This window comes from Planctomicrobium mucosum (genome assembly GCF_051466335.1).
Classification (GTDB): domain Bacteria; phylum Planctomycetota; class Planctomycetia; order Planctomycetales; family Planctomycetaceae; genus Planctomicrobium.
In genome coordinates this window covers 3417078-3443366 of record NZ_CP195793.1, presented here as the reverse complement: position 1 = coordinate 3443366, position 26289 = coordinate 3417078, and the positions used below count along the sequence as shown (strand labels likewise).

Sequence of the window (26289 nt, the reverse complement as noted above, 5' to 3'; positions counted from 1 at the left end):
AATTTAGTATTCCAGTTCGCCCTTCAGGCCTGGAGCTGGAACCGGATATTTTCCGTTCTCAGTCGCCTGCACAGGTGCTGGGCCGTCTGCCTTGAGTGTGTCGAGGCCTGGTGCAAATTCCTGACCTTCGTTGAGAATCTGATCGTAGGTGATGACTTGACCAGTGTGAGCAGCCATACGTCCCATTGAAGTGACCAAGCTGGCTTTGACGCCGCGTGGAACTTCGTTGTAAGGCTTGTCATTACGGATCGCGTCGTAGAAATCTTCCCATTCAGTCTGGTACGGATTGGGTTCGTTTCCTTCGTATTGCCAGATCAGCTTCGAGCGGGTGAAGTTCTGATCGGAATAGGTTCGAGCCTTCGCTGGGAAGTGACCGTTTTCAGAGATCACGGCGGTTCCCTTGCTTCCGTGAGCGTAGGATGCGAACTCCTGCTTCACGTTCGACATAGTTCGACCGTAGAACATGAGCTTGGCGCCATCCTTGAAGGTGTACTCGACAGAGTAGTTATCAAAGTTCTGGTCGACGTAGTCTCCACGATAGTGACGTCCGCCGGATGCCTGTGCTTTCACTGGGAAGTCGTTCTTCATCCAGCAGCATTCATCGATGTTGTGAATGTAGAAGTCGCTGTAGCATCCACCGGAAGCCCAGAGGAACCCGTGGAAGTTGGCGATCTGATAGAGAACCTCAGACACATCGCCCGGATTTGGGGTGACGAATGCAGAACCAACGGGACCGTGCATACGATAGGCACGCAGCAGGTTCAATTCACCGATTTCGCCATCCTGAATGCGTTTGAACAGCTCGCCACGTGAACGGCTGTGTCGACACATGAGGCCCACGCCGACCTTCAGGTTCTTCGCAGATGCTTTTTCCGCGAGTTCGAACATTTTTCGGGAGGTTGGGCCGTCGACAGTGACAGGCTTCTCCATGAAAACGTTGAGACCTTTTTCGATCGCATACTGGAACTGCACCCAGCGGAACGCTGGTGGAGTGGTAAGAACAACGACGTCGCCGGGTTTCAGGCAGTCCATCGCTTCTTTATATGCTTCCAGACCGATGAACTTACGCTCTGGCGCGACGTCCATCTTGTCTTCGAACTGACCGTTCAGGGCGTTGTAGCTGTTGGAGAGACGGTTATCGAAAACGTCTGCCATCGCCTTCAGTTTGACTGGTCCGCCTGCATTCACTGAAAGAGCATCCGCGATCGCTCCGCTTCCACGTCCACCGCATCCAACCAATGCGATGTCAATATTGTTGTCTTCGCTGGCGTAGGCTTTAGGAAGAACAAGATTGCTCAGAGCAGCTGTCGTGGCAACGGCGCCTGTTGTTTTAAGAAGATCCCGGCGGGAGAGTGAGGCGAGACCGAAGTCGGGCATTATTGAATCTCCAAATCATCAGAGGAAGTCTATTGGATTGTGCTACTGTCTCAAAAATGGAGGAATTTGCAAGCTGATGGGCAATGGCGTCTCGGTTCTTTGTAAGTAAGAAGTGAGATATTGATGTGATGTCGATATGGTCTTCTTGTATTATATGAAAAGGGTCTCCAGGTTTCCTGTCTGGCCGGTGCAGAGTCTTGGGGACGTCGGCATGGTTGAAACTTGGTTTTCATTGCGTTGTGGTGGGGAAGGGGGGGGCTCTGTCGAAGCGAACGGTAAAGCTGGGTGAATGCAACCGTTCCGTAGATGGCGTCAAAGAAGTGATGCCTGACAAAACGAAAACATCACAGAGCGGAATGTCCACACTGTGATGTTTTTGATTGAGTGGTGCGTAGCGAGGCGCGGTTACTGTGCTTCAGGGGCACTCCGCCGTTCGCCACCGCGATTTTGTCCGCTGCCGCGCTTACGATTCTGGCCACTTCCGCCGGAATTTGAAGGGCGCTTGCTACCAGAGCTACGTCCCTGCTTCTTCACGAGCAGCGAAATCGCGTATTCCCAAGTCGGAATGTCTTCGTGCTGGCGATCTGGAACCACTGGAGCAGCCGGTTCCCGCTGAGTGCGCGAACGTGGTGCTGCTTCTGCAACTTCTTGTTCCTGCTCTGGGACGTCTCGCTCTGCGTTTGCGTGTCTGCGACGAGGCGGGCGACGTCGGGCTGGCTTTTGAGGAGCCGCATCAATAAGGCCTGCTCCAAAGTCATCCGATTCATCAGCGCTGAATGTCTCTGAAGCGACGCTAGGTGCGTCATCTTCGTAGTCGTCATCCAGGTCGGCACCGAAATCGTCCTGAGAAGCGACGGGTTTCTTGACCCGAGCTGGCTTCTTGCGTTCAGGGGCTGGAGCTGGTGTACTCAGGATTCCTCCCCCGAAATCGCCGTCATCGTTCTCGTCGACGCTCACAGCGGCTGTTGGCTGTGGTCGTCCCTTCCGGTTACGCGATGGACGTGCGGGACGTTCCTGCGATGGCTGTGACTCGTCTGTTTTGAAAGGTGCTGGTCGTGCACTGGCTTCCTCAGCGGAGACCTCACTTTGAGTGCTAATACGCCCATTGCGTGGTCCTCGCCCGCGTGGATTGCGGCCACGTTCTCGAGGTGCTTCAGACTCTTCCGCTGTCGATTGAGCGTGATCTGCTGTCTCGAGCGATTCTGGAGCTTTCTCAGCTTGAACCGCATTGTTTGGACGTTTGGCTCCGCGCCGAGAATTGCCCCGTCGTGATCGTTCCCGTCTTGGGGATTCAGAGGTGACTTCCTCAGTTGCAATTTCTGGCTCGGAGACTGCTTCATATTCGAAGTCTTCAGAAGCGTCCTTAGCAGCCGCTTCGACAGGAGCTCGACCTCGACGAGAATCGGTCTTACGATCACCACGTCGGGGGCGTCCGCGACCCTTTCGCTTAGCCGGTGACTCACCTTCAATTTCGTCTGCGGCACGAGCAGCTTCAGGCTGTTTGTCTTCCCATCCATCCCAACCTTCGAGGGCATCCCAATAACGGTCGCGAGTGGATTTTGCCTCAAGGGTCGCTTTCGGCTTAGCGACAGGCTCATCGCTTTCAGCGTCCAGGTCCAGTCCGGCATCAAAATCGTCGAGTTCTTCTACGTCATTCAGGCTGTAGGCTCTCGACTTTTGCGAATGGGAAACGACTGGTTCTACATCTTCGCTTTCGACTTCGCTGGTTTCATCGTCCAGTCCACTCCCGAAGTCATCCCAGTCATCATCAAGAACGGGTTGCGACTTGAGCGGCGCGACAGGGGACTTCGATGCCTTCACGATCCACGCGAGTGGGTCTTCATCTTCGAGGTCTGATGGCGTTGGAGAATCAGTTGCCGCAGCTTGCTGAGCGCTGTCTGGTTCGTTCTTGGGCGTTTCGCCGAAGCCTAAGTCGTCCAGCCCCAAGCCTTCCACATCCAGTGGTTCGTCAGAGAAGTCGCTCGAATTAATGTCGATCCCAATGAAATCGTTGGACATGAGAGACTCAAGATCGTCGTCAAACGGTTGTTGTGAATTTTTCGCTGTCATTACGAAAGAGTACAGAGGATGGGAGCGATCTGCAATGTTCCAGCCTGCACGAATGCGTTGAGAACCCGTCGACTTTTTTGAAGATTTCTTCCATGATTCAAAAATGTTTCTAATTGACGCAAGTCGTGGCTGTCGAACAATCACCGGTGGCAGGGTAGTCGGGGATTTCCGGTCATTGAGGGTGAAATTGTCTTCGGATGTGATCTCGATCAACCTTGGAAGCTTGACATCAATTACCAAATCCGGTATCGACCCGCGTTATAAATATCCCAATCAGTAGACACCGTGTCAGCTCACTTTCGTTTCAGTCTCCTTCGATACTTCAGAAGAGAGCTGGTGAGTTGAATTCGAGACCACAGAAGGCCTTTGAAACATGACCAGGACGCAATTTCCGCACTTTAGCAGCAACTCTCGCCAATCAGAATCTCTTTGGGATGAGGACTTTGCGGAAATTCCTGTTATGGCTGCAGACGATGACGATAGCGATGATCTCGACGTGGATGAAGAGATCGACGACGATGAAGATGATCTCGAAGACGAAGAGTTCGACGAAGAGTTTGATGAAGAAGATCTCGACGACGACGACTTCGATGATGATGACTTCGAAGACGATGACGACTTCGAAGATGATGACGACGACGACGACGATGATGACGACGACTTCGACGACTTTGAAGACGACGACGAAGAATTCTAATTCCATGAAGATGTTGATGTGTGTAGCCGGTGTGATCACACCGCGCGATGCAAATCGGATAGGGAATTGCCTCTCGGCGTTCCTGGTCCTCTGAGATTGATCCCTCCTGTTTCGGTTGTATCAATCGAAGTTGGAGATCTAGAAATGAGTTACGCCGATGCCAGTCGATTTGGCATCGGCGTTTTCCTTTTTGCTCACCAGATCATTTGGGCTGCAATTCCAGTCGCAGTCAGGTAAAAACATCTGACTTTCGGCAGGGCGAACAGTTTGTTGAGCCGTTATTTTCCAATCGAATATTCGTCGAAATGAACCTGAGATGGCTGGGAAGGATCCAACTCTTCTCCCAGGACATTATCATTTGGGTTCCCTGCTTTTGTTATTCCTTTAGTCATTTGGATTGAGTTCGCAGCATGTTTCAGAAAGTTGATGAAGCCCGTTTTCTGGATGGCGAACACGAAGTTCTGCGATTCTGGTGCGAAAAGCAGGTCTTTAAGCAGCTGCAGGAGCAAAACCGAGGGAAGCCGAAATGGTCGTTCCTCGATGGTCCGATCACTGCAAACAATCCGATGGGGGTTCACCATGCCTGGGGGCGAACCTACAAGGATGCCTACCAACGCTTCCACGCGATGAACGGAAAAGAACTCCGTTATCAAAACGGCTTCGACTGCCAGGGGCTCTGGGTCGAGGTGGAAGTCGAAAAACAGCTGAAACTCGGTACCAAGAATGCGATCGAGCGCTACGGGATCAATCATTTCACTCGTGAATGTAAAAAGCGGGTTCTGAATTTCGCCGCCCGACAGACCGAGCAGTCCATCCGCCTTGGGTACTGGATGGAATGGGATCAGCCGGACGAACTTCGAAAGCTTTCCAGCAAGATCGGGAGTGAAGCTGGAACTGAAACAACTTACGTGAACGCTCGCGGCGTCGAAGTCTCTGGCGACGCTGAATTGCTGACTGCGCGTTTGGGCAATCCCGAATGGGGGGGGAGCTACTTTACATTCTCCACTGAGAACAACGAGACAATTTGGACCTTCTTGAAGAAGTGCTTCAGCCGCGCGAAGATCTACCGCGGTCACGATGTAATGCCTTGGAGCGGACGCGGGGGAAGTGCCTACTCGCAGATGGAAGTTGCCGACGGCAGAAAGCTGACGACACATCGTTCCTGTTTTGTTCGCTTCCCAATCCTCGAAGAGCGGAATGGCGAGACTCAGCCGCGTCTTCATGGTGATGATCAGGCCCGGGAATATCTGCTGGTCTGGACGACAACCCCTTGGACACTTACATCCAACGTTGCAGCCGCGGTGAATCCAGAATTGGATTACCTCCGGATCAAGGCCAAGAAGGATGGCGCAATCTACTACTTTGCGAAGGATAACCTGAACTTCAAGCGGCTTGAGAAGGAGTTCAAAGAAGGATTCGGTCGCCCGGAATGGAGCTGGCCGGAGGGAGTCGGAAAGCTGAAATCACTTGCTCAGATCTTCAAGGAGCAAGGTGGCTTCGAAGAGCTGGAGACCATCAAAGGGGCTGAAATGGTGGGCTGGCGTTATGCTGGTCCGTTCGATGAGCTTCAGGCTCAGCAGACACTCGGCGGATTTCCCCCAGTGCCTGAATTGCTGAACTCGGATCGTCCTGCAGCGAAACTTTCTGGAGTAACTGCTCACAGAGTGATCGATGGTGGCCGCGATTCGAAGGGGTCTGCCAACGTCGTCGCTGGAGAAGGGACCGGGATCGTCCATATCGCACCGGGCTGCGGGGACATCGACCATAAGATCGGTGCTGAGCTGGGGCTTCCAGTGATCGCTCCTCTACTCGAAGATGGGACTTACAGCGACGGCTTCGGTCTGTTCACCGGCAAAGAAGCGATCTCTCCTGAGACGGCCGAACTCGTTTTCGAAGAGCTCAAGAAGAAGGAATTGCTGGTCAACGTCGAAGTTTATCCTCACATCTACCCGCATTGCTGGAGAACAGGGGATGAACTCGTCTTCCGTCTGGTTGATGAGTGGTTCATCAACATGGACTGGCGGGACGAAATCAAGGACGTCACCAAGTGCATCAATTGGCTGCCGGATTCCGTTCAGGGGCAGGAACGTGAACTGGAATGGCTGACGACGATGCGAGATTGGATGATCTCCAAGAAGCGTTTCTGGGGTCTGGCATTACCAATCTGGATCAATCCCGAAGATCCAACCGATTTCGAAGTCATGGGTTCTTTGGCTGAGCTGAAGGAACGTGCTCTCAACGGCGGGGAAGGTTGGGAGAAATTCGAAGGACACACGCCACATCGTCCGTGGATCGACGTCGTCAAAATTCGCAGCCAGAAAACTGGAAAGCTCCTGACCCGTATCGAAGACGTCGGGAATCCGTGGTTGGACGCGGGGATCGTTCCGTTCTCCACGATGATGTACAACTCTCATCCGGACCAATGGAAGGAGTGGTTCCCTGCGGATTTCGTGACGGAGTGTTTCCCTGGCCAGTTCCGAAACTGGTTCTACTCCATGCTCTCGCTGGCGACCATGATGCGTCACGACGAGACCGATGATCCACTGGAGAAGCGTCCATTCAAAAACCTGCTTGGCCATCGCCTCGTGATGAACGAGGAAGGCAAGCCAATGCATAAATCGGATGGAACAGCGATCTGGTTCGAAGAGGCCGCCGAACAGCTTGGGGTCGACACCATCCGATGGCTGTATCTGGCTCAGAATCCAGCGGTCGACCTGAAATTCGGAACCCGTCACGCCAGTGAGCCGGTGACACTTCATACTGTTGACGGTCCAATCAATGAGACCAAAGAAGGCTTGAAGACCTGCAAGGTGACCAGCAAGCCGGCAGATGACGTGCGACGTCAGGCTTTGATTCCGCTTTGGAATAGCTATGCGTTCTTTGTGAACTACGCCATTCTTGATGGATTCGATTCGTCATTGCCGCAAGTTCCGGTTGCAGAACGACCTGAAATCGACCGTTGGATTCTCTCGCGTTTGCAGGAACTGACCCAAATCGCTCGGGCTTCGTTCGAAGGTTACCGGGTCGCTGACTTCATGTCGCAATCGGAAGAGTTTATTGACGATTTGTCCAACTGGTACATCCGTCGAAATCGACGTCGCTTCTGGAAGAAGAACGTGGCTGCGAGCGTCGGTGTTCAGGAAGAAAGTGTCGGAGGCGTGACCGACGCGACTCCGGAAGACATTTTTCGAATCTATCTCTCCTCGCAGAAGCAAGGACTCAACCGCGATCGGACCACGATCGTGCGTGAGATTTTCGCAGAAACGGCAACGTTTACCGCAGATCGCCTGCTGCTTCGACTCAGTCGATTTGCTGCCGGGAAGAAAGTGGGACGGTCGACCGTTTACAAGACGCTGAGTCAACTTGTCGATGCTGGTCTGCTGACTGCTCAGGGAGACGTTGAAACCGATGCAACGAATCTCACCTACAGCCCGGTCGATGTCGCAACGCTTCAGCCGGAGAAGTCTGCCTCAGCGACCACTTCGGTCACTTGGGAGAGTGATAAGCTGGCTGCTTACCAAACACTTTACGAGGTGCTGGTCAGTCTGTGTAAATTGCTCGCCCCGTCTGTCCCATTCCTGACAGAACGGATGTATTCGAATCTGGTCCAGTCAGGCCCAAACAGCACTGAGCCAGTCTCCGTCCATCTGTGTGAATACCCTCAGGTCGATGAATCCAAGCTGGATGTTGAACTGAACTGGAAGACGCATCAGGTGCAGAAGCTCGTGCGGATGGCACACCGGCTGCGTGAAGCTGCCGAACTGCGAGTCCGACAACCACTCGCAGAATTGCAGTTTGCCTGCCGTGATGCCCGACAGGCCGAAGCCCTCGAGCAATATCGTGACATCATTGCTGATGAGCTGAACGTGAAAGCGATCACTCGAGCAGAGAATCTCGATGCTCTCGTCTCGTACTCGTTCAAGCCGAACCTGAAGACTCTCGGTCCCAAGTACGGCAAAATGCTCAACGCAATTAAAACTGCGCTGCTTGGAGTGGCCCCAGCGGTGATGGCTCCTCTGCGAAACGGAACGAACGTCGTCCTCAATATCGAAGGGACAGACGTGGAACTCTCTCCTGACGATGTGATGGTGAGCGTCGAGCAGGCGTCTGATTGGGCGAGTGCAGATGACGACGGAATTCAAATTGCGTTGTCGACGAAGCTGACAGCCGAGCTGGTTGCAGAGGGGATGGCTCGTGACCTGATTCGCCAGATTCAGCAACTTCGCAAAGATGCAAATCTGGAGGAGAACCAGCGAATCGCTGTTCAGTGGAGTCTCGCTGGGAGTTCCGACGTCGTCGATACCCCTGCCGTTGTCAAAGAGTGGGAATCGACCATCTGCGCTGAAACCCGTGCGGACTCAATCGAACTCGTGGACGTCGCTCCATCAAACGGGAAGTCGGTCAGTCTGGGGGATGTTCAGATCTCGCTGGCAATCTCTGCTCAGGCGTGAACTCAGAAAATCGATCAGTAAGTGCATCTCGCCCCCGTCGTTTATGGGGGGGGGAGATGTTCTGCGACAAGTTCAGGAAGACGACTTTCAAGCGAGCCTGATTTCCCGACTGGGGCAGGAGGGGCGCTCGTCTTCCCGCCGATTCGAAGCTCGAAGAGAGTTGAACCTACTAACGAAAAACGCCGCACAGTGTTTTCTGTGCGGCGTTTTTATTTTCAATAGCCGAAATTCGACACAACGCCCCTGGCTCAGGGGTGAGTGGCGGCGGGGTGAGTGGCGGCAAATGATGGCAAAAGCTCATTCAAACGCTGCGCTTGCCGCCGCCGGAAGGCCATCCTCTTGTGGGAGTCCGCTCTATGCCAATTCTGCAATGGGCTGGTACTTCGTGTGATCGACGAGGAATTGAGGACGCCCCTGCAGGTCCGGGAACGTGGTCTGGTTCACGTCGATTCCCAGCGATTTATAGAGCGTCGCAAACACTTCCTGCATGTGGATCGGTCGTTCTGAGACGGAGCCTCCCAGTCGATCAGTCGCTCCGATCACTTGACCATGACGCATCCCACCACCAGCGATCAACGCAGAGTTCACCTGTGGCCAGTGATCTCGTCCGCCATCAGCATTGATCTGTGGAGTTCGACCGAATTCTCCCCAGACGATGACGCTGACGTCATTCAGCATTCCCCGTTGGTCGAGATCTTCGATCAACGCGCTCAGAGCCTGATCGAGCATTGGAAAATCACGACGGCTCTGCCCGAAGTTGTCGTGGTGCCAGTCCCAGCGGCTGAACGACATGGAGACGCAGCGAACACCCGCTTCTATCAATCGTCGAGCTGTCAGGAATGGAGTCAATAGTCGGCTGCCGCCGTCGTCCTGTTTCTTGTCTTCCCCATAGCCGTATCGTTCTTGAATTTCAATCGGCTCCAGAGAGTTGTCGAGGGCGGTGGCGAGTTTGCTGGAAGTCAGAATTCCAAACGCCTGATCATGAAACGCATCGTGAGCCCGCATCCGTCCTGAACTGTCGAAGGAAGAACGCAACCGGTCGAGTGAGGCGAGTACGCGTTTGCGATCCTGTAGGCGTTCGAGTGTGACCCCGTTGAGTTGCAGGTTCTCTTTGCCGTCGCCAGCAGGTGTGAACGGTGCGTATGCACGCCCGAGAAATCCAGGTTGGCCGTTGTCCGCCCAGGGCATGTGCCCCATTTTGGGTGAGAGGCCAATATACGGGGGAATCGCAGGGTCGCGCGGACCGTATTGCTTAGCGAGGACGCTTCCGAGTGCCGGCCAGCCTCCAGTAGGTTGCTGCTGTTGAAGGTGACCTGTCATGCATTGGAATGACGCGTGATCACCTGAATTTCCGACGATGGATCGAATGATTGAGAACTTGTCCGCACAGGATGCAAGTCGTGGTAACAACTCACAGATTTCCATCCCGGGGACGCGAGTCTGAATCGGGCTGAACTCACCACGAATATTGCTGGGCGCAGCCGGTTTGAGGTCCCACAAGTCTTGGTGCGGCGGTCCACCGGGAAGGAAGATCATGATGATCCCCTTCTTGTTCCCGCTGATTCCCTGAGACTCTTCCGCTTTCAGAATCTGGGAGAGGCTGGCACCTCCCATCGCCAGTCCGCCGACCTGGAGAAATGCTCGGCGACTTAATGAATCGCAAAACTTCAGTGGCTGTCCGAGGATTGAAAGCACGGTTGGCTCCTTCGTGCAAAAGGGACTCACTGGGGGGGGCATCTGGGGAGTTCTTGGTAGGCGCAGGGACAACAGTCTATTAATCAGATCGTTCGCCGATCTGCCTTTGTCCCCGCAATCTTTGAAAATATAGGTTTTATTTGATGGAATCAATTGAAAGGAGGCGATTTTGAAAAGATTTCACGAGGTAACGTGAAGATTTTTCGAGATATTTTATCGGCCAATTGAGCCAGGATTTCGTGGGAAGTTCAGGGTTCTAGGGGGGAATCGTGCGACGATTTGCCCGTAGAGCTCACTACTTTTGCTCAGGGCTGGAGAATTTTTGGAGTTCCGCAGAAAGGCGTTCTTCGATCCACATCATCAGCAGGTACTTACCGCTGTTTGTGACCTGTTTTGCGAGTCGCTTGAGTCGATCTTGGCCCAGTTGTTTATGGTACGCCCGAAGTACAGCAACTAATTGCCCTTGCGAAAGCACTGCGAGTAGAGCAGGGAACAATTCTTCGACGATGCTCGCCTGTCTGTTCCGGGCGATATCAGAACAGACAGGGACGACGTTTCGCGTAGAGTCGCTGAATAGCTGCTTCACGTGCTCGACGGCGTCGTGGATGCTCTCTTCCTTACGGGAGGTTGGGTGTTCCCAGTTGTAAGGTGGATTCCATTCCATGACCGGTGTCAGCATGTCAATGTGGGTTAGGCAAATGATGACTGGAGCCGGTTTGAGGGTCGGGTTCCCGGAGTACCATCGCTTCAATTCGTCGATCATTTGTCGGTCAGCGGCTCTGGCTGGACTATTCGCAGCCATGACCAGCAGCACAACATCCGCTCCGCGGACGGCCTCCTGAATTTCCTTGAGCTGCTTTTTCGTTGCTCCTGCATCCGCATACCCGGGAGTATCGAGCAACGTGAGACGGACATCGCTTTCGGGAATCTGGAATTGATATCGCTCGACTTCGCTTGTTGCGGGCAACACATCTGATCGTGCCTGTCCACTTCCGATCAGCGAGTTCACGAGACTCGATTTTCCGGCTTTGACCTGTCCCACGAGTGCGACGGTTAATGATTCCGGTTTCAGTTTTTCAGCCTGTTCGAGTGTCGGCTTTTGCGGCTGCGACAGTGAATTCAATGTTCCGAACGTTTCGCGGTAGTGATCTGCTCCACCACGAAGACGGCCACTGTTCATCTCGATCAGGTAGAACCCAGTCTGCCGGATGAAACGCAAGTACACCGATGCCAGAAACTCCGTTTGAAGCTCCTGAGTAACGGGGCCCATTGTGAGTTCCGATGTCAGATATTTCAGGACAGTCGCTGGGTTAATCAGCACTCCGACCGCCCAGCCCGCGTTCTGAACCCGCTTCACCCATTTCGGCGCATGTTGCAGCCACTGCCATTGCCGAATGGTGACAAGCTGGCTGCCCGGAACAGATTCCAGCATCCATTTTTCCATGTCATCAAGCGCCAACCGCGCAGCAGCCAGTACCTCAGGCACCGTGAGAGAAGAAATCGGGTCGCTTGATTTCGGGTGGTAGAGAGCAGCCAGATCACGAGAGAGGTTTTGTGATTGCTTGAGATAGAAATTCGGATCGACCAACTGAGCAGGGGAGAGGTTGTCCACCTGATCCTGATACCGCCGAACGACGCCGAGCGCTTCTTCATCTCTTGGAGTGAAGTGCTCCGGGACCTCGTCTGGCTCGATCTCCGTTGCTTTCTGCGGCTTCCAGAGGAGCGAGAGAATCCACGTTGCCAGCCAGAAGCCCGGGAGGATCCAAAACGTGTAGTTGAACAGGTCGGTGAGCCAAAGAGCGTACGCACCCAGTGCCAGATAAAGCACCACGGGGAAGGTGATAAGAACTGCAAAGATTAAGGTGCGTTTGGAGAACATCATCAACTCATCGTAATGAGATCGTCTCGTTCTGGAAGTCTTAGGTGAATTTCGGCTGTGTTCCAGCAGCCAAGTTCATACCGGGAAGAATGGGGAAGATCGCATGTCGAAATCCTCTTGACGAAACTTGAGGAAATCTTTCGGGGGTTCGGTTGTAGAGGCTCTTTTTGGGCCTCGAAAATCGACTTAGACCACCACATCTGGTGTTGTAGATCGAGTACAATGCGAAATTTGCTACAAAATAAACAGATTTCTTTACAGCGTCACTTTCGTGGGTTAACTTCAGCAAACCTTGCCGATGAGCAGCACGAATGCTTCGCTCGCGGCAAAAATGGCTGAGAGTTTTCTCGTTGAAAATTCAACCAGCCGGGACTGATGGAATAGTTCCAGTTGCAGGGAATGGAATCCGATGCTGACGCATCTCTCAGATGCTGGTGTGCACGCAATCTCGCGCCAGTTTTCTATCCAGCGGCTTTCGATTCAGCAGTGTGCGGTCTTTACGCTGCCCGAAGCAAAACCTTCCTCCTTGTTCTGCTCTGCAATTTGCCATTCCATCATTGCCGTCTCTGGTTTTACCAAATCGGACTCAGCCAACTGAATTTCGGACCTTTCCGGTCCACTGGAATGTTCACACAAGGACGACCGCATGAACTCCAAGCCAATCATCGCCATCAACTCAGATTTCCGGCCTGAAAAAGGGGATCAGTTCGCCTTTTCCTGGGTTCACGCTGGTTATTATGACTCGGTTACCGCCAGCGGCGGGATTCCTGTCGTTCTGTCTCCACTGGCAGAAGATGATGACCTTCGACGGGTTCTGGAAACAGTTGACGGTCTGGTGATGACTGGCTGCAAGTTGGACCTCGATCCAGTTCGACTCGGCTTCGAGCGTCATCCGATTACCCGTCCGATGCCTCTTCGTCGCGAAGACTTTGACCGCCGGCTTGCAAGGCTTGCCTACGAAATGAAGATCCCGACGCTCGCGATCGGAGCTGGGATGCAGGAACTGAATATCATTTGCGGTGGAACTCTCTTCCAGCATGTCGCTGAAGACGTTTTGAAATCACTCTGCCACCGTGATTCAGTTGAAAACTGCCTGCGTCATGTGATCGAAATTGTTCCCGGAACTCGTATGGACAGCATCTACGGTCCAGGAGAAATTCGCGTGAACAGCGATCACCATATGGGGATCGATCAGCTTGCTCCAGTCTTCCGCGTCAGTGCGACTGCGATGGATGGTGTGATCGAAGCCTATGAATCCGTCGTGGAAAACTGGTGGGTGCTGGGAACACAGTTCCATCCAGAAAGTGAGTCTGCTTCTGCTCTCGATATGCAGGTATTTGAAGCCTTCATCGAAGGGGTTCGCGAACAGCAGGCAGAACAGGTCGAATACCTCCGCTTCGAAGCTCCCGGCCGTCGCCGTGCTGGTTAATCCACACGTAGAGATCGCCCTGATTCTCTGAAATTGAAAAGCCCCCGTTGGAGTTCCCAGCGGGGGCTTTTTTGTGGAGTTAGTCAGCAATTTGTTGAACTCGAGGAGTATTGATGCTCATTCTCCGTTAAATCTCTAACGCTTCATCGTCGATTGCAGCCTGTTCCAGGCGGTCGAGAAAATCATTGTCCATCCCCGCCTGAGCGCGTGCTTCTCGTTGGAACTCATTCCCTCGCGCCTTGGCGGCTCGCAATGGCCAATGCAGGTGCTTTTCAAACGCCTCAAAATCGCTCAGCTCGTTGGGTTTCAACTTTCGGAGCCATTCGAGACCAAAGCTGACGTGTTCAATCTCGTCCTTATGGATTTGTCGCATCAATGCAGCGCTTTTGGGATCTCCAAACCGTTCGAATGTTGTGGCGAGTTCGATGGAGTGATCCAGATTGGCTGCTTCCAGAACAAGTGGTAAACCAGCGAGGTAATCCAGCACGCTGGTGAACGCCATCGCTTTTTTCCAGATGTAACAATTCACTCTGTACGTCCCGAATGGGCATCCCAGTCGGGCGGCCCTCTCGGCATGCATGCGAGTGTGTCGCTGTTCGTCCCGCATAATCGCAGCCATTCCGGCCCGATACTCCTTGGGAGCTTCTGGGAATGCCAGAATGACCCATGCCATCACTTCAACTGCTTGAAGTTCATGATTGGCCATAATGTGGTGGGCCAGGCCTCGTTTGTCTTCCCGCTCCAGTGCGCCGAGCGCTGGCATTTGGGGAGCTTCGCGACGGGGGGCAAACTGGAGATTCGCAGGTCGGACGGGTTCTGCAATTCGAACCGACTCTCCGGGTGCATCGTCTGTTAGTGGCTCCGTCGGGACACGCAGTTTCTGCTCTATATCTGGAGAGAGCAGAATTTGCTCGGCATATTGGCGAATTTCCATGAGAATCAGCAGACGAATTGCAGGGGGCAATGGCGGTGTCAGTTCAGCGTTCTGGACGATACTGCTCCGGTTCCCCCTATTCAATCTCGGGGGAAGAACTCCCTATTCATGGCAACAGGCCGACGCTTCAAAGAAACGTCGGCCTGCGAAAATCAGATTGAATTCAGCTGTTACCGGAAGGTGAATTCACCACCGATGGCCAGACCCTGAGCCACGAAATTCTTCAAGTCGCTCTTCAGAGTGATCTGTGAAGGATTGGTTGTCAGGATTGGTGCATCATAATAAATGTTGCTGGTCGCTCGTGAGAAGTTGCCTGCGAACATCAGGTCGTACGCAATGAACACTGCGAATTGATCAGTGAAGTTCACTTTCGAGCTGACCTGAAGGTCGAGCATCGGAGAGAACCGGGTTTTCTGATCCTTGACCGAGCGATCTGCTTCCGTCTGGGAATAGATCTGGCTTGTGTAGACCCCTTCGTTGATCCGGTTGAAGCCGGCGACGAATTTCGGTTCGAATGCAAAATTGACGTAGCGGTGGTTCGTTGCGAATCTCAATCCAATCTGCGGTCCGAAGACGTTATTTCGTGCAATCGACGAAATTCGGTGATCAAGTTCCGTTGTTGGATCATCAGCATCTGCGATGTCCGTTCCGCCCATTTTGAATTTATCAGACAGGTTCACGTACTTGAAACCGAGGACAGGGGAGACCGTGACGGGAACACCCGGTGTGAAGGGATTGAAAACCCAGTTCGCTTCGGTTCCGAAGAATGTGGTTTTCTGCTCAGCGAAGAAGTTCTCGCTGTAGAGGATCATCGTGTCAGGTGACAGTGCCCCGTTGTTGAACAACGTTGTGGCTGCGATCACGGGAGTTGTCAGTCCCAATCTGTTGGAACTGGTGTAAGGGAGGATTTTGACACCGTTTTGCAACGGTTCCATGTAAAACGCTTCGAACTCGAAGGTTCCAGCATTCGTCGGAACCCCGAATACGCCGCGCAGTCCGCTGAGATTTTCGTAGTCGTTGTCCAGCCTTGGAACAACGGCGCTCGTTGGAGCAGGGGCACGCGGGCCATTCGCATCCGAAGCGAGCAGCATGTTGTCTGGATCACGTCCAGAAATGTCGGCGCCTCCTGAAACGGGAGCCCCCAACAGTGCGTTATCTGAACCCGACACATTCCAATTCAGATAATCGAGCCGGATATAAGACTGGGAAAAGGCTTCTTTCCAAGTCAGGTGACGACGTTCTTCATCGTCGTAGTAATACGGTCGATTCTGTGGAACGAGTTCTTCGTAGAGTTGGCTATTTGGTGGAGGTGGAAAGTTTCCATATTCCGCACCAACCCCGGGAGGCGCGGCGTAGCCAGGACTTGGAGTGACCCAAGGTTCCTGCGCGGAGCCGAGCGCAGGAAGCAAAACTCCCCACGCCAAGACAATGCCGGTTTTCCAAAACTTCATAGCGCAGATCCTGGTCGAGCCTGTCCACTCGGTGCATCGCGGGCTTCCCTGAGAATCTCAATTCTCGGGATACGGCCGTAATCTCCATTGCGAGACCACTTTTCAACGATCGATTCTCACAACAGGAGTCCACGTCCCGCGAGGTCGTCGGTACGCGAATGCCTGTGTCGTTAACATCGGCGGTGAGATGGCGGTAACTTGGCGAAAATTTTCTGAATCTGTCGAATTTGATGGAAGCAATGATTGTTCCCTCTTTTTCGGTGGTATTAGGTCCTGTACGAGCCCTGTCCGATCCCTTCGTATGAGCAAAAAGTGGGTAAATGCAAAGTTTTCGAGATCGACATCGCTGGGGATTTTTCGCGGAATGAACGGGAGTCCGAGTTTCGGCGTGTCAATAAGTGCATAGAGGGAGACGGGCGGAAGCTTCTCGATTGCATGATGTTGAGACTGGACGCGGAGTTGTGTCCTTTCATTTGAATTATGGGAATGCCTAAAATGAGGGTGCAGGTCGACTCTTCCCAATCCAACTCGGCGTCAAATCCTCTTGGCGGATATGAGTTTGAATGGCAGGGGCGGTGGTTGACCTGAACCTCACCGAGTTTCGCTCCAGATTTTTGACCGACGACAGAACACTATGAACATTCTTCCAAACGTAGGCTGGTGCCTGGTTGCATCGACGCTGGTGGTCTCACTGACAGGATGCCCAAACGAAGCTTCAAAATCACCCGCAGCATCACCTGCTCAGGAATCGGCGAAGGATGCAGGGGCTCAGCCTGCCGCCGAGGCTGCTACTGCTCAGACACCACCCGAAGCCCCACCAGTTGAAGAAAAGCCTCCAGTCAAAGCGGATGACGCAGAAGCAGTGAAGGCCCTTGAAGCTGCAGGGGTTAAATTCCGTCTCAACGAGGCTGGAAACGTCGTTGGCGCAGACTGCAAGAATGGCGAAATCACTGATGAGCAGTTCGCTCTTTTCAAAGGGCTGCCCGAACTCAAGTATCTGAGCCTCGAAAACTCGCTGGTGACCAATGAAGGTCTCAAGCAATTGGAGTTTTTACCACCGTTGGTTGAACTCGGGCTTCGCCGCAGTACAAAAATTGACGACAGCGGTCTGGAGTCGCTGAAGTTCCAGCCACAGCTCCAGCGGTTGCAATTGTTGTACACCCGGACCACCAATGCCGGATTGGCGCACGTCACCCCGTTGAAGGAATTGCGAGCCATCGACCTTCGTGGGTGCATGCAAGTCGGTGACGCTGGACTCGTGCACCTCGAAGAGTTGACGAAGCTCGTCGACGTGAAACTTCGCTCTTATTCCGTGACTGACAAAGGAATGAAGTCGATCGGAAAATTGACCAAGTTGCGCGTTCTCTCGCTGGTCGACTGCGTCGTAGGTAATAAGGGAATGGCGGAACTCTCCGGTTTGAAAGATCTGAAGACCTTGGATCTGATGCGAACCATGGCGGGCGACAAGGGACTGGAAAACTTCGCCGACATGAAACTGGTCGAACTGAATCTGCGAGACACTGCTGTCACTGGTCCGGGATTGGATCACCTCAAATCGTCACTCGAGACTCTGAAGATTCTTGATCTCAGCGAGACTCGAATTGGAAACGATGGCGTATCCCACATCGCTCAGTTCACCAAGTTGGAGGACCTGAATCTGTGGAATGGAAGTCTTGATATCAACGGACTCAAACTGCTGAGCGGCTTGACCGAGTTGAAGATCTTGAACATTGAGGGATGCCGCAGCCTGGGCTCGGAGTCCGCAGAAGTATTGAAAGGCTTTACCAAGCTGGAAGATCTCAATCTGATCGAGTCTGGATTTGCGGACGCTGGCCTTGAGCAACTGGGAAGCGTCCCCAGCCTGAAGAAGCTCAGCGTCGCTCGCACTGGTGTTACAGAAGCAGGCTTGGCAAAGTTTGTTGAACTCAATCCCGGCTGTAAAACTCAACGGTAGCGACCGATGTAGTCAGTCTATTGAGATGGCATGAATCTCACGATTGGTTCAGCTGGTAAAATTCTGGAACTGCTGAAGTGAAACTTCGCAACTTCCGAAGAGCAATTGAGAGGCATGCTCCGCGGAACATTCCGAAGCCATCTGGCTGTGAACACTCCTGAAGGGCGAGTGATGCATGGTGAAGTGCATCATTTGCCTTTTTTTCGATTCAAGAGAGACTAAGCAAAACTCAAATGTCCGAATCCGCATTCGCTCCACTCATTGTGTTTGAAGGAATTGATGGATCAGGGAAGGGGACGCAGGCAAAAAAGCTGCATCAGCGATTTCAGTACGAAGGGATTCGTTCCCGTCTGTTGAGTTTCCCTCGCTACGAAGAAACTTTCTTCGGAAAGAGGATTGGCGAGTTCCTGAACGGTGAGTTTGGATCGCTTTCGGAGCTTGATCCGTTTCTGGTTTCGCTTCTGTATGCGGGAGATCGACTCGAATCACGAAGTCTGTTCGAAGAGGCTCGAAGAGAGTCGCAGGTTGTTGTGCTCGATCGTTATGTCCCTTCGAATATCGCCCATCAGGCAGCGAAAAGGACTGGAGAGCAGCGAACTCAGTTGCAGGCGTGGATCGAGCAGGTTGAATACGGGATTCACGCAGTCCCTCGTCCCGATCTGGTATTCCTTCTCGACTTGTCGGTCGAGACTTCCCAGATGCTGATTCGGAAAAAAGAGGCCCGGTCGTATACCGATCAGACGACGGACTTGCAGGAATCTAATCTCGAGTACATGGCCAGTGTGCGGGAAGCCTATCTCGACCTCGCTGCAAAGAATTCCACCTGGCAGACCGTTTCCATTGCGGATGGATTGCAGCCACGCCCAATCGAAGAGATTCATGCCGAAATCTGGAGCAAAGTTCAAGTGTCGCTGCAGGTGAACTGAATCCATTTCCTGAACCCTGTGAGTGTTGATCATTCCGAAGGTGATGGATGTTGTCAACGTTTCAAGGTCCGAGAGCGGATTGAATATCAGATTGAATCACTATGTCTGACCTCCCTGTCTTACGCGTGATCGTTCACCCTCCCACGTCTGGGGCGATGAACATGGCGATCGACAATACGCTGTTGAACAGTGCGATTGAGGGGAGTGCGACGCTGCGGTTCTATCAATGGGATTCCGCCACAGTATCTCTGGGGCATTTTCAGACTGCTCAGGGGCAGGTCATTCCAGACCGATTCGATGGCTTGCCAGTCGTTCGAAGATTGTCCGGAGGTGGGGCGATTCTCCATCATCACGAGCTCACGTATTCGTGTGTTCTTCCGAAATCTCATACAATTCTGCAGAACCCGGGCGATCTCTATGACTTGATTCATGACGTCATCATTTCTGTGCTGCGGAAGTTCGGTGTCGAGTCCCGCAAACGTGGCGACGATGCGTTTGCGGACGAGTCTTTTCTCTGCTTTTCACGCGGAGATGCGCGTGACATCGTGATCGGACGGCAGAAAATTGTCGGCAGTGCGCAGCGACGTCGGCAGGGGGCTGTTTTGCAGCATGGGAGCGTGCTGTTGAAGCAATCAACATTTGCCGAGGAATTTCCCGGGATCGAAGAACTTGCCGGAGTTGCAATCACTCCAGAGTTACTGATTCCCGATCTCGAATCAGAGATTTCGCGGCTACTGGGAATGCAACCGCTTCGTGCAGACCTGACTGATGACGAGGTTCAATCTGCCAGACTCTCGCTGACGTCGTGAAATCGGTCGACATCTGGCGTGAAGGGGGACTGCGGATCGGCTACAATGTCGCCCGTCCCATTCAAATTCATCTCTCCATCCTGATTGTTCGGAATGACTATGTCGGTTCGCGGGATTCGTGGTGCAATCACCGTCGCTGAAAACTGTCCCAAGGAGATTCTCGCCGCGACTCGAGAACTGCTTGTCGAAGTGATTGAACGAAACGAACTGACAGATTTCTCTGAGATTGTCTCAGCGATTTTCACCACGACACCAGATTTGAATGCGACCTTCCCGGCTGAGGCTGCTCGGGAAATCGGTATGGAGCACGTTCCGCTTCTGTGTGCTTCTGAAATTGCTGTCCCGCACGGATTGCCGCTTGTGATTCGCGTGCTGCTGCACGTGAATACAGACCGCCCGCAGTCTGAGATTCAGCACATCTATCTGCGAGGAGCAAAAGCCCTCCGCAAGGATATTTCAGGGGCGCAATAGAGGACGCGAACGGGGCTGACTGCAAGCAGCGTTGGTGGCCCAGATCTCTCAATTCTCGACGGAAATCTTCGCTCTTCCGTTAAGTCGTTGCGGACAAGCCACCTGTGGCAAATGCCGAAAATTTAGTGAACATCTATTCACTTTTCCGGTGATGCAGTGTAATTTCGCATGCATACGAGGTGAGTCTCAACCGGTAGGAATCGCGTCAAACTTGAGTGAAATCAAAGAAACTTGTTGAAGTGGTATTTGATTTGCATTGAGTTTCTTCCGGTTTAGGAGTCACTAATTCTCAGGGAATGGGAAACAGGTGCATTATGCTGGTCCTCTCAAGGAAGAAACTGGAATCAATCTGCATTGGTAACGATGTAGAGGTCGTTGTGCTCGACATCTCTAAGAATCGAGTACGACTCGGGTTCCGATGTCCGAACCATGTCACTGTCACTCGCCAGGAGTTGAAGACGCAGTTCTCTTCATCCTCGGCTCAGGACGAGAAGCTCGATGAACTTGAAGTCGAACTCGTTCTTTCATAGCCCGCCGATCGGTTGTTTTGCGGCGTTTTGAGTGTTGCGAGTCGCTGCACTCACTCGATTGCCCGACCGGCTGACCAGATCTTGTTCAGCTGCTGTACGGAAACCGGTGACGGCGAATCGATCGGGTGGGATGAAAGATGCTCGCATTGGTTTGTTTTGATGCGAGTCTCGCCTGTTCGTCAATTGCATCAGAAGACTCGAAGGAGGTTCACGTTTGTCACGCGAGCCTCCTTCGGGAAATCGATTCACCGAGTGATTGTGAGTAGGGGTCTTCTGCTTGAACGCTTCGCATCGTCGGCGAAGAGTTCATTTTAACACTGGATGTCGCGTGAGTAGATGAGAGCGGAGTACGGGCCGATCGTCGTCTCGATGAGGCGGTCGCTGTCTTGTGCCACGTTAACATTCGTTGCAGGCGTGTTCAGAAAGTTGTCGTTGTAGATCGATGCGTCCCCATTGAATCGGAGCTTCCATAATCCGTGATCGGGAAACTGGAAGATTGCGGTCTGTGACTCATGTGAGAAGTTCAGCAGAACCGCCACACGGTCGCTTGCGTCTTCCTCGTACCAACGACTGAAGGCGAGCACTTTCTTGTTGTTGTCGCAGTAGTCAATTTGCACGTGACGGCCTGCCAATCCGCGACTGGACCCGGCGCGATTCAACCGGAGGTGAGCGAGATCGCGGAACATCCGGACGATGCCGTGGAACTCTGTGTTTTTATCCCAGTCCAGCGGAACCGTGTCCCGGAACCAGCCATCTTCCAGGAACTCTTGCCCTTGAAAGACCATTGGGACACCTGGGGCAGTGAATATGAGCACCAGCCCCAAGGTAGAGCGTTTGATGGCAAACCAGTCATCAGGGGAATCTGGATTGATTTCGGACGGCATCCTTGATTTGCCATTCGCAACTTCATCGTGCGATTCAGTGTAAACGACGCGTTGAAATGGATCGCCGTTGTAGTTCGCCGTCAGAGCTGCAACGACAGCATCCATCGATCGCTCGTCATCATTGAGCGCTGTGAGCACTTCACGAATGGGATGCACGAACTGAGCGTCCCATTGCGTATGAAACGCGGCCCCTCCTTGATCGGTACTCGCCGTGATCTGGGCATCATTTTGCAGATCTTCTGCGATGGTAATTCGACCGGGATATTTGTCGTGAATTGCCTGGTTGATCCACTGGGCCAGCGACCATCCATCAGCGAGTTCGCCACCCGGATCTCCATCTCCTCGGACCGACCGAATGTATAACGTCATGTCATAACGCAAGCCGTCGACGTGGTATTCGTCCAGCCACATAAACGCGTTGTCGTACAAGTACTGACGCACCTCTCCTCGCCCATAATCCGGTCGAGTGTTCCCCCAAGGGGTCTCCGACTTCCAGTCGTTGTAGAAGTAGATTCCCCCCATGTCATTTTCGCTCCACCCGTCAAACTGCCAGACGCTCAAATCGCTCGGGCCAAGGTGGTTGTAAACAACGTCCAGGATGACTGCGATCCCGTGTTCGTGGGCTGCCTTGATGAATTGGCGAAATCCATCCGGGCCCCCGTAAGACGATTCAACGGCAAAGAGATGGGCTGGATTGTAGCCCCACGAAAAGTCGCCGGCGAATTCTGAGACCGGCATGACCTCGACACAATTGATGCCGATTCTTTTCAAATGCAGCAATCGTTCAATCGCTTGATCAAACGTGGCAGGGGAATCCTTTCGCCTTTTGTGTTTCTGATTGAACGTGCCAATGTGCATTTCATAGATCACCAGCTCATTGAGTGGGGCGATCTGAAAATCATCTTCGCCCCAATCAAAAGTACAGTCGGTGATGATGCCGTGACCGACTGAATTCGTCACCTGACGGGCAAGAGGGTCGATGCGGTCGAATCGCTTCTCTCCGTTCTGAATGGAGAACTTATACCCTTCACCCGCTTTGGCTTTCGGGACCTCCAGCGTCCAGACTCCATTTTCCCCCCGATTCATGGCGTCCTGCTCCGCGTCCCAGTTGTTGAAATCGCCGATGACCGAAACTGCGGTAGCGTGTGGAGCCCAAACGCGAAACGCCACTCCACTTTCGGAGAGAAAGGCACCAGAGTTCGTGGGGAAGTCGGTGGTACTGACACGGAGAGTCATATCTTCGACCTGTCTCATTAGTTGTCGTTCGCGTGCGCGCAACTGGAGAACTGCAATCCTCGGACCAAGTGCGAATTTGTTGTGGAGCTGCTCGGGATCTGTTCGTAACTGACCAGCATTTTGGAGAAATTCTGGAAGGGATTTCAGCGTTTTTTGCCACGGACACCCAATTCGGATCAACAATTTCACCAGCGTCCAAAGAGCATTAACTGAGCATTTCATTCGAGTGAGTTGTTCGGATATCCTCCGTTTTGGTCGTGCATCCACCAATTCCAAAATAGACATTGAACTGAACCGACCGTCAGTCAGCTGATCACCCAGACTCTCGAGAATGCGACTCAGGACTTCATGACGAACGAATTTCCAGAGAGTAAACCTCCCCGCCGAGTCAGATACTCTGGCAAGAACCCTCGTTCTTTCTCCCAGAAGTACAAGGAACTCGATCCGCAGCGTTATCCAGAGGAAGCTGATAAAGTTTTGGCATCGGGTAAGACGCCAGCTGGAACACATCGATCGATTATGGTCGCGGAGGTGCTGGAATCGCTGGCCCCGTTTCCTGGCGCAATCGCTGTGGATTGCACTCTCGGTTATGGAGGGCACGCCTTAGAGCTATTACACAAAATCAGTCCGACAGGAAAACTCATCGGGCTGGACGCTGACAAACTCGAGTTGCCCAAGACGGAATCCCGGTTGAGAGCCCACGGATTTACGAGTGAACAACTCGTCTGCGTTCGCTGCAATTTCGCTGGATTGGCAGGGGTGATTCCCGCATATGCTCCGTTGGGAGCAGATCTGATTTTTGCGGATCTGGGGATTTCCTCAATGCAGATCGATGATCCAGAACGGGGCTTCTCGTTCAAGGTGGATGGCCCACTCGATATGCGAATGAATCCTGCTAAAGGAAAGTCTGCGAAAGACCTCCTTGATCAATACGAGGAATCTGAACTCTCTGCTGTGCTTCGAGATTTTGGCGATGAACCACACGCTGACTATCTTGCGCAGGAAATCTTGCGAGCGCATCGGCGAATGCCGTTGAAGACGACGACGGATTTGAGCCGTCACTTGCGTGAACTCGGGGCCATTATCCACCGGGGTCATTCGGACGCAGTTGAACTGATGGTTCGAAGGCTGTTTCAGGCGCTCCGTATCGCTGTTAACGACGAGTTGGGTGTGCTGGACGCACTGCTACGTCAACTCCCGTATTGTCTGAAAGCTGGGGGGCGAGTTGGTTTCCTGACGTTCCATTCCGGGGAAGACCGACGCGTGAAGCAGCATTTCAAAAATGGATTGGAAGCAGGAGTGTACTCTCACGTCAGCGAGGTGATCAGAGCGTCCGCTGAGGAGAGGAAAAGCAATCCCAGATCAACGTCCGCGAAGTTGCGATTCGCGATACGAAGCTCAGATCAGTAGGCAGAGCATTTTCTTCGCAGGAGCAGGGTGTTTTGAAATGGTCGGGATGATCGAACTCTCAGATATCGATTCATCCCGCACCATTCAAATTGAACCAATCAGGCTGTGCCGGACTGATTGGTTTCGGGAGTCTGAATAAGCGAAGGCCGCTTGAAGTACTTTGCTGGATCGCAAGCTCGACTGTGTTACGCGATCGCAACTGTCTTAAGGAAGGATGGCAGTGCATGCCCGCAAAAGGTCGTTCGAGCGCTGTGGTTTTCGCTGCCGGATACCACACTCTCGTGAACAATGCTCTAGAACCTTGGCCAGTCACGTTGGAGTGTTGTCTTGACCATCCTGTTCTTAGGGTGAGGCTGAGCGCTGAATAATTGCTGAGCCATGGCAACGGCGAAAACGCCGACACCGACGGCAGCAAAAATTTGCAGATGATTCACAAAGATTTGAAGGATCGATGTCAAAATTCACGTCCTTACTGCAGTTGAAATTGCAGCGCGGGGGATTCAGATACTGATGCGCCGGGGACTTGAGTCGACCGCGAATGCGATCTGCCCGTGGTCAAAATGGTTCGCTCAACCGAACGTAACCGGTTCACGTTACCATTCGGCTAAGGAAAGCTGTTTGTTGAGAATGAGTCTCAGTGTCATTTAGTTTAGGCGATGGCGAATCTCGACACAAGACAATTTTGAGATTTTCTACGCATGGACCAACGATTCGGTATCGGAGGCTCCGCGGCATCATCACTGGAGCGGTTCAAATGCCGTTAGCCGCTTTTTCAGGGGTGTGTAGCGGCGAATGGCGGCAAAAACTCGTCCAAACGCTGCGTTTGTCGCCGCCGGAGCGCCACACTCTCGTGAGAGCCGCTCTAGCGGAGCTCAGGCCATGAGCAGGAAGGCCGTTGATCGTGGTCAGAGAAAAAAATTGCCCATCGGCCTTGAAGGGACGAGTTTGACCTTCAAGTCGTTTCTGAAAACGACTCGGTGAAGGCGACGCTCGCTTGCCGTGGAATTGGCCGCTTTTGGCGGGGGCACAGCCACTGCGGTCAAGAACTTCTCATCTCGCGACGATCAGGACAATTCTGATTTCTTCCCGGAAATCCGTTCTGCCGCTCGTTTCCGTGAGCATGAGCGGAAATAGACCACCGCAGCGACGATTGCAATGACCGGTACCAAGATGGATATCGCATGGACAGGTTCAATGATGTTGTGCAGCGGAGATTCCGCAGGGATCGACCCATGCCCAGGGTGAGCGAGAATTGTTCCGATAAGTGATGTAACGGGCATATTCAACGGACGCCTCCATGCAATCTATGTTGGCAATGGGTCGCGGGGATCAGAATTTGGTCCCACCCATTCTGCTGAAAGGAACTCTACGTGGCAATCGGAACGAGGTCGACAAAATTGCTCAGGATCTTCAGACCAACCTGTTGGCTCTTTTCCGGGTGGAACTGAGTCGCGTAAGCGCTGTTGCTGTTCACTGAAGAAACAAAGGTCTGCGTGCCGTGTTGAGTTTGTGTGACGATCGCTGCTGGATCCACAGGTTTCACGAAGTAGCTGTGCACAAAGTAGACGTAGTCTCCCTGATCAATCCCATTCATCAATGGGTTAGCAGTGCTATATGTCAGCGAGTTCCAACCCATGTGAGGAATTTTGAGACCTGGCTCCGATTGAAACCGGACGACTTCTCCCGGAATGACGCCGAGCCCTTCGTAGTCGCCATCTTCGTAGCTGCGATCGAAGAGCAATTGCATCCCGAGGCAAATTCCGAGGAGCGGACGGTCTTCACTGAGATAGTCGTGAATAGCGACGTCAAACTGCTTGGACCGAAGCTCAGCGATCGCATCGCGGAATGCGCCAACGCCGGGAAGGATGACCCCTTCATAGTCCTTCAGTTGTGTGGGGGAGGAAATGATTTCCGCAGGGGCGCCGAGTCGTTCGAGTGCTTTTTGAACGCTGCGCAGGTTTCCCATGCCGTAGTCGATAATTCCGATCACGAGAGTTTCGCCCTCAGCTGCCAGTGTAAAACGGCGGCCATTGCATGATGAGTAGGTGGATCAAACAAAAAAACCGGATCCTGAGAATAGGTTCAG

17 protein-coding genes are annotated in these 26289 nt (G+C 53.0%); 9 read left to right on the top strand and 8 right to left on the bottom strand.

Going from position 1 to position 26289, the window contains the following annotated elements:
• Positions 1-3: 3 nt before the first annotated feature.
• Both SH668x_RS13665 and SH668x_RS13660 read right to left on the bottom strand, forming a co-directional pair.
• Positions 4-1377, bottom strand: coding sequence for a Gfo/Idh/MocA family protein (locus SH668x_RS13665; protein ID WP_437185622.1), 1374 nt, complete (start codon positions 1375-1377; stop codon positions 4-6).
• A 405-nt stretch (positions 1378-1782) separates the two neighbouring features.
• Positions 1783-3396, bottom strand: a complete 1614-nt coding sequence (locus SH668x_RS13660) for a hypothetical protein (protein WP_437185621.1) — start codon at positions 3394-3396, stop codon at positions 1783-1785.
• A 424-nt stretch (positions 3397-3820) separates the two neighbouring features.
• On the opposite strand from SH668x_RS13660, the gene SH668x_RS13655 reads away from it, so the two are divergent.
• Both SH668x_RS13655 and SH668x_RS13650 read left to right on the top strand, forming a co-directional pair.
• Positions 3821-4144, top strand: coding sequence for a hypothetical protein (locus tag SH668x_RS13655; RefSeq protein ID WP_437185620.1), 324 nt, complete (start codon positions 3821-3823; stop codon positions 4142-4144).
• A gap of 410 nt (positions 4145-4554) precedes the next feature.
• Entirely contained in the window at positions 4555-8595 is a 4041-nt protein-coding gene (locus tag SH668x_RS13650; RefSeq protein ID WP_437185619.1) for a class I tRNA ligase family protein, read from the top strand.
• 354 nt (positions 8596-8949) lie between these two features.
• Here the strand turns inward: SH668x_RS13650 and SH668x_RS13645 are convergent, their stop codons facing one another.
• Together SH668x_RS13645 and SH668x_RS13640 are read right to left on the bottom strand one after the other, a co-directional pair.
• Positions 8950-10290, bottom strand: coding sequence for a DUF1501 domain-containing protein (locus tag SH668x_RS13645; protein ID WP_437185618.1), 1341 nt, complete (start codon positions 10288-10290; stop codon positions 8950-8952).
• A 295-nt stretch (positions 10291-10585) separates the two neighbouring features.
• Positions 10586-12172, bottom strand: coding sequence for a GTPase (locus SH668x_RS13640; protein ID WP_437185617.1), 1587 nt, complete (start codon positions 12170-12172; stop codon positions 10586-10588).
• Between the two features lie 643 nt (positions 12173-12815).
• Here SH668x_RS13640 and SH668x_RS13635 point away from each other — a divergent pair.
• Entirely contained in the window at positions 12816-13598 is a 783-nt protein-coding gene (locus SH668x_RS13635; RefSeq protein ID WP_437185616.1) for a gamma-glutamyl-gamma-aminobutyrate hydrolase family protein, read from the top strand.
• A gap of 127 nt (positions 13599-13725) precedes the next feature.
• Here SH668x_RS13635 and SH668x_RS13630 read toward each other — a convergent pair whose 3' ends face one another.
• Positions 13726-14616: a ferritin-like domain-containing protein gene (locus tag SH668x_RS13630; protein ID WP_437185615.1), complete on the bottom strand. Its 891-nt coding sequence runs from the start codon at positions 14614-14616 to the stop codon at positions 13726-13728.
• Positions 14617-14702: 86 nt separating this feature from the next.
• Positions 14703-15983, bottom strand: a complete 1281-nt coding sequence (locus SH668x_RS13625; protein ID WP_437185614.1) for a BBP7 family outer membrane beta-barrel protein — start codon at positions 15981-15983, stop codon at positions 14703-14705.
• Between the two features lie 634 nt (positions 15984-16617).
• On the opposite strand from SH668x_RS13625, the gene SH668x_RS13620 reads away from it, so the two are divergent.
• The 5 genes from SH668x_RS13620 (at position 16618) to SH668x_RS13600 (ending at position 20673) form a co-directional block, all read left to right on the top strand.
• Positions 16618-17937 carry a hypothetical protein gene (locus tag SH668x_RS13620; RefSeq protein ID WP_437185613.1) on the top strand — a complete coding sequence of 440 codons (1320 nt, stop codon included), beginning with the start codon at positions 16618-16620 and terminating at the stop codon, positions 17935-17937.
• A 233-nt stretch (positions 17938-18170) separates the two neighbouring features.
• The gene (tmk, locus tag SH668x_RS13615) at positions 18171-18863 is read left to right on the top strand and encodes a dTMP kinase (protein ID WP_437185612.1); all 693 of its coding nucleotides are present in this window, start codon (positions 18171-18173) and stop codon (positions 18861-18863) included.
• 101 nt (positions 18864-18964) lie between these two features.
• A complete protein-coding gene (locus SH668x_RS13610) occupies positions 18965-19672 on the top strand; it encodes a lipoate--protein ligase family protein (RefSeq protein ID WP_437185611.1) in 708 nt (235 codons plus the stop codon).
• 99 nt (positions 19673-19771) lie between these two features.
• On the top strand, positions 19772-20143 hold the full coding sequence (gene aroH / locus SH668x_RS13605) for a chorismate mutase (RefSeq protein WP_437185610.1): 372 nt from the start codon (positions 19772-19774) through the stop codon (positions 20141-20143).
• 314 nt (positions 20144-20457) lie between these two features.
• A complete protein-coding gene (locus SH668x_RS13600; RefSeq protein WP_437185609.1) occupies positions 20458-20673 on the top strand; it encodes a carbon storage regulator in 216 nt (71 codons plus the stop codon).
• Positions 20674-20984: 311 nt separating this feature from the next.
• On the opposite strand, the gene SH668x_RS13595 is transcribed toward SH668x_RS13600, so the two are convergent.
• Complete coding sequence (locus SH668x_RS13595; RefSeq protein ID WP_437185608.1) at positions 20985-22811, bottom strand: alpha-amylase family glycosyl hydrolase; 1827 nt, start codon at positions 22809-22811, stop codon at positions 20985-20987.
• A gap of 330 nt (positions 22812-23141) precedes the next feature.
• Here SH668x_RS13595 and rsmH point away from each other — a divergent pair, with 330 nt between their 5' ends.
• Positions 23142-24203: a 16S rRNA (cytosine(1402)-N(4))-methyltransferase RsmH gene (gene rsmH, locus SH668x_RS13590; protein ID WP_437185607.1), complete on the top strand. Its 1062-nt coding sequence runs from the start codon at positions 23142-23144 to the stop codon at positions 24201-24203.
• A gap of 1366 nt (positions 24204-25569) precedes the next feature.
• On the opposite strand, the gene hisH is transcribed toward rsmH, so the two are convergent.
• Positions 25570-26193, bottom strand: a complete 624-nt coding sequence (gene hisH / locus SH668x_RS13585) for an imidazole glycerol phosphate synthase subunit HisH (RefSeq protein ID WP_437185606.1) — start codon at positions 26191-26193, stop codon at positions 25570-25572.
• Positions 26194-26289: the final 96 nt, after the last annotated feature.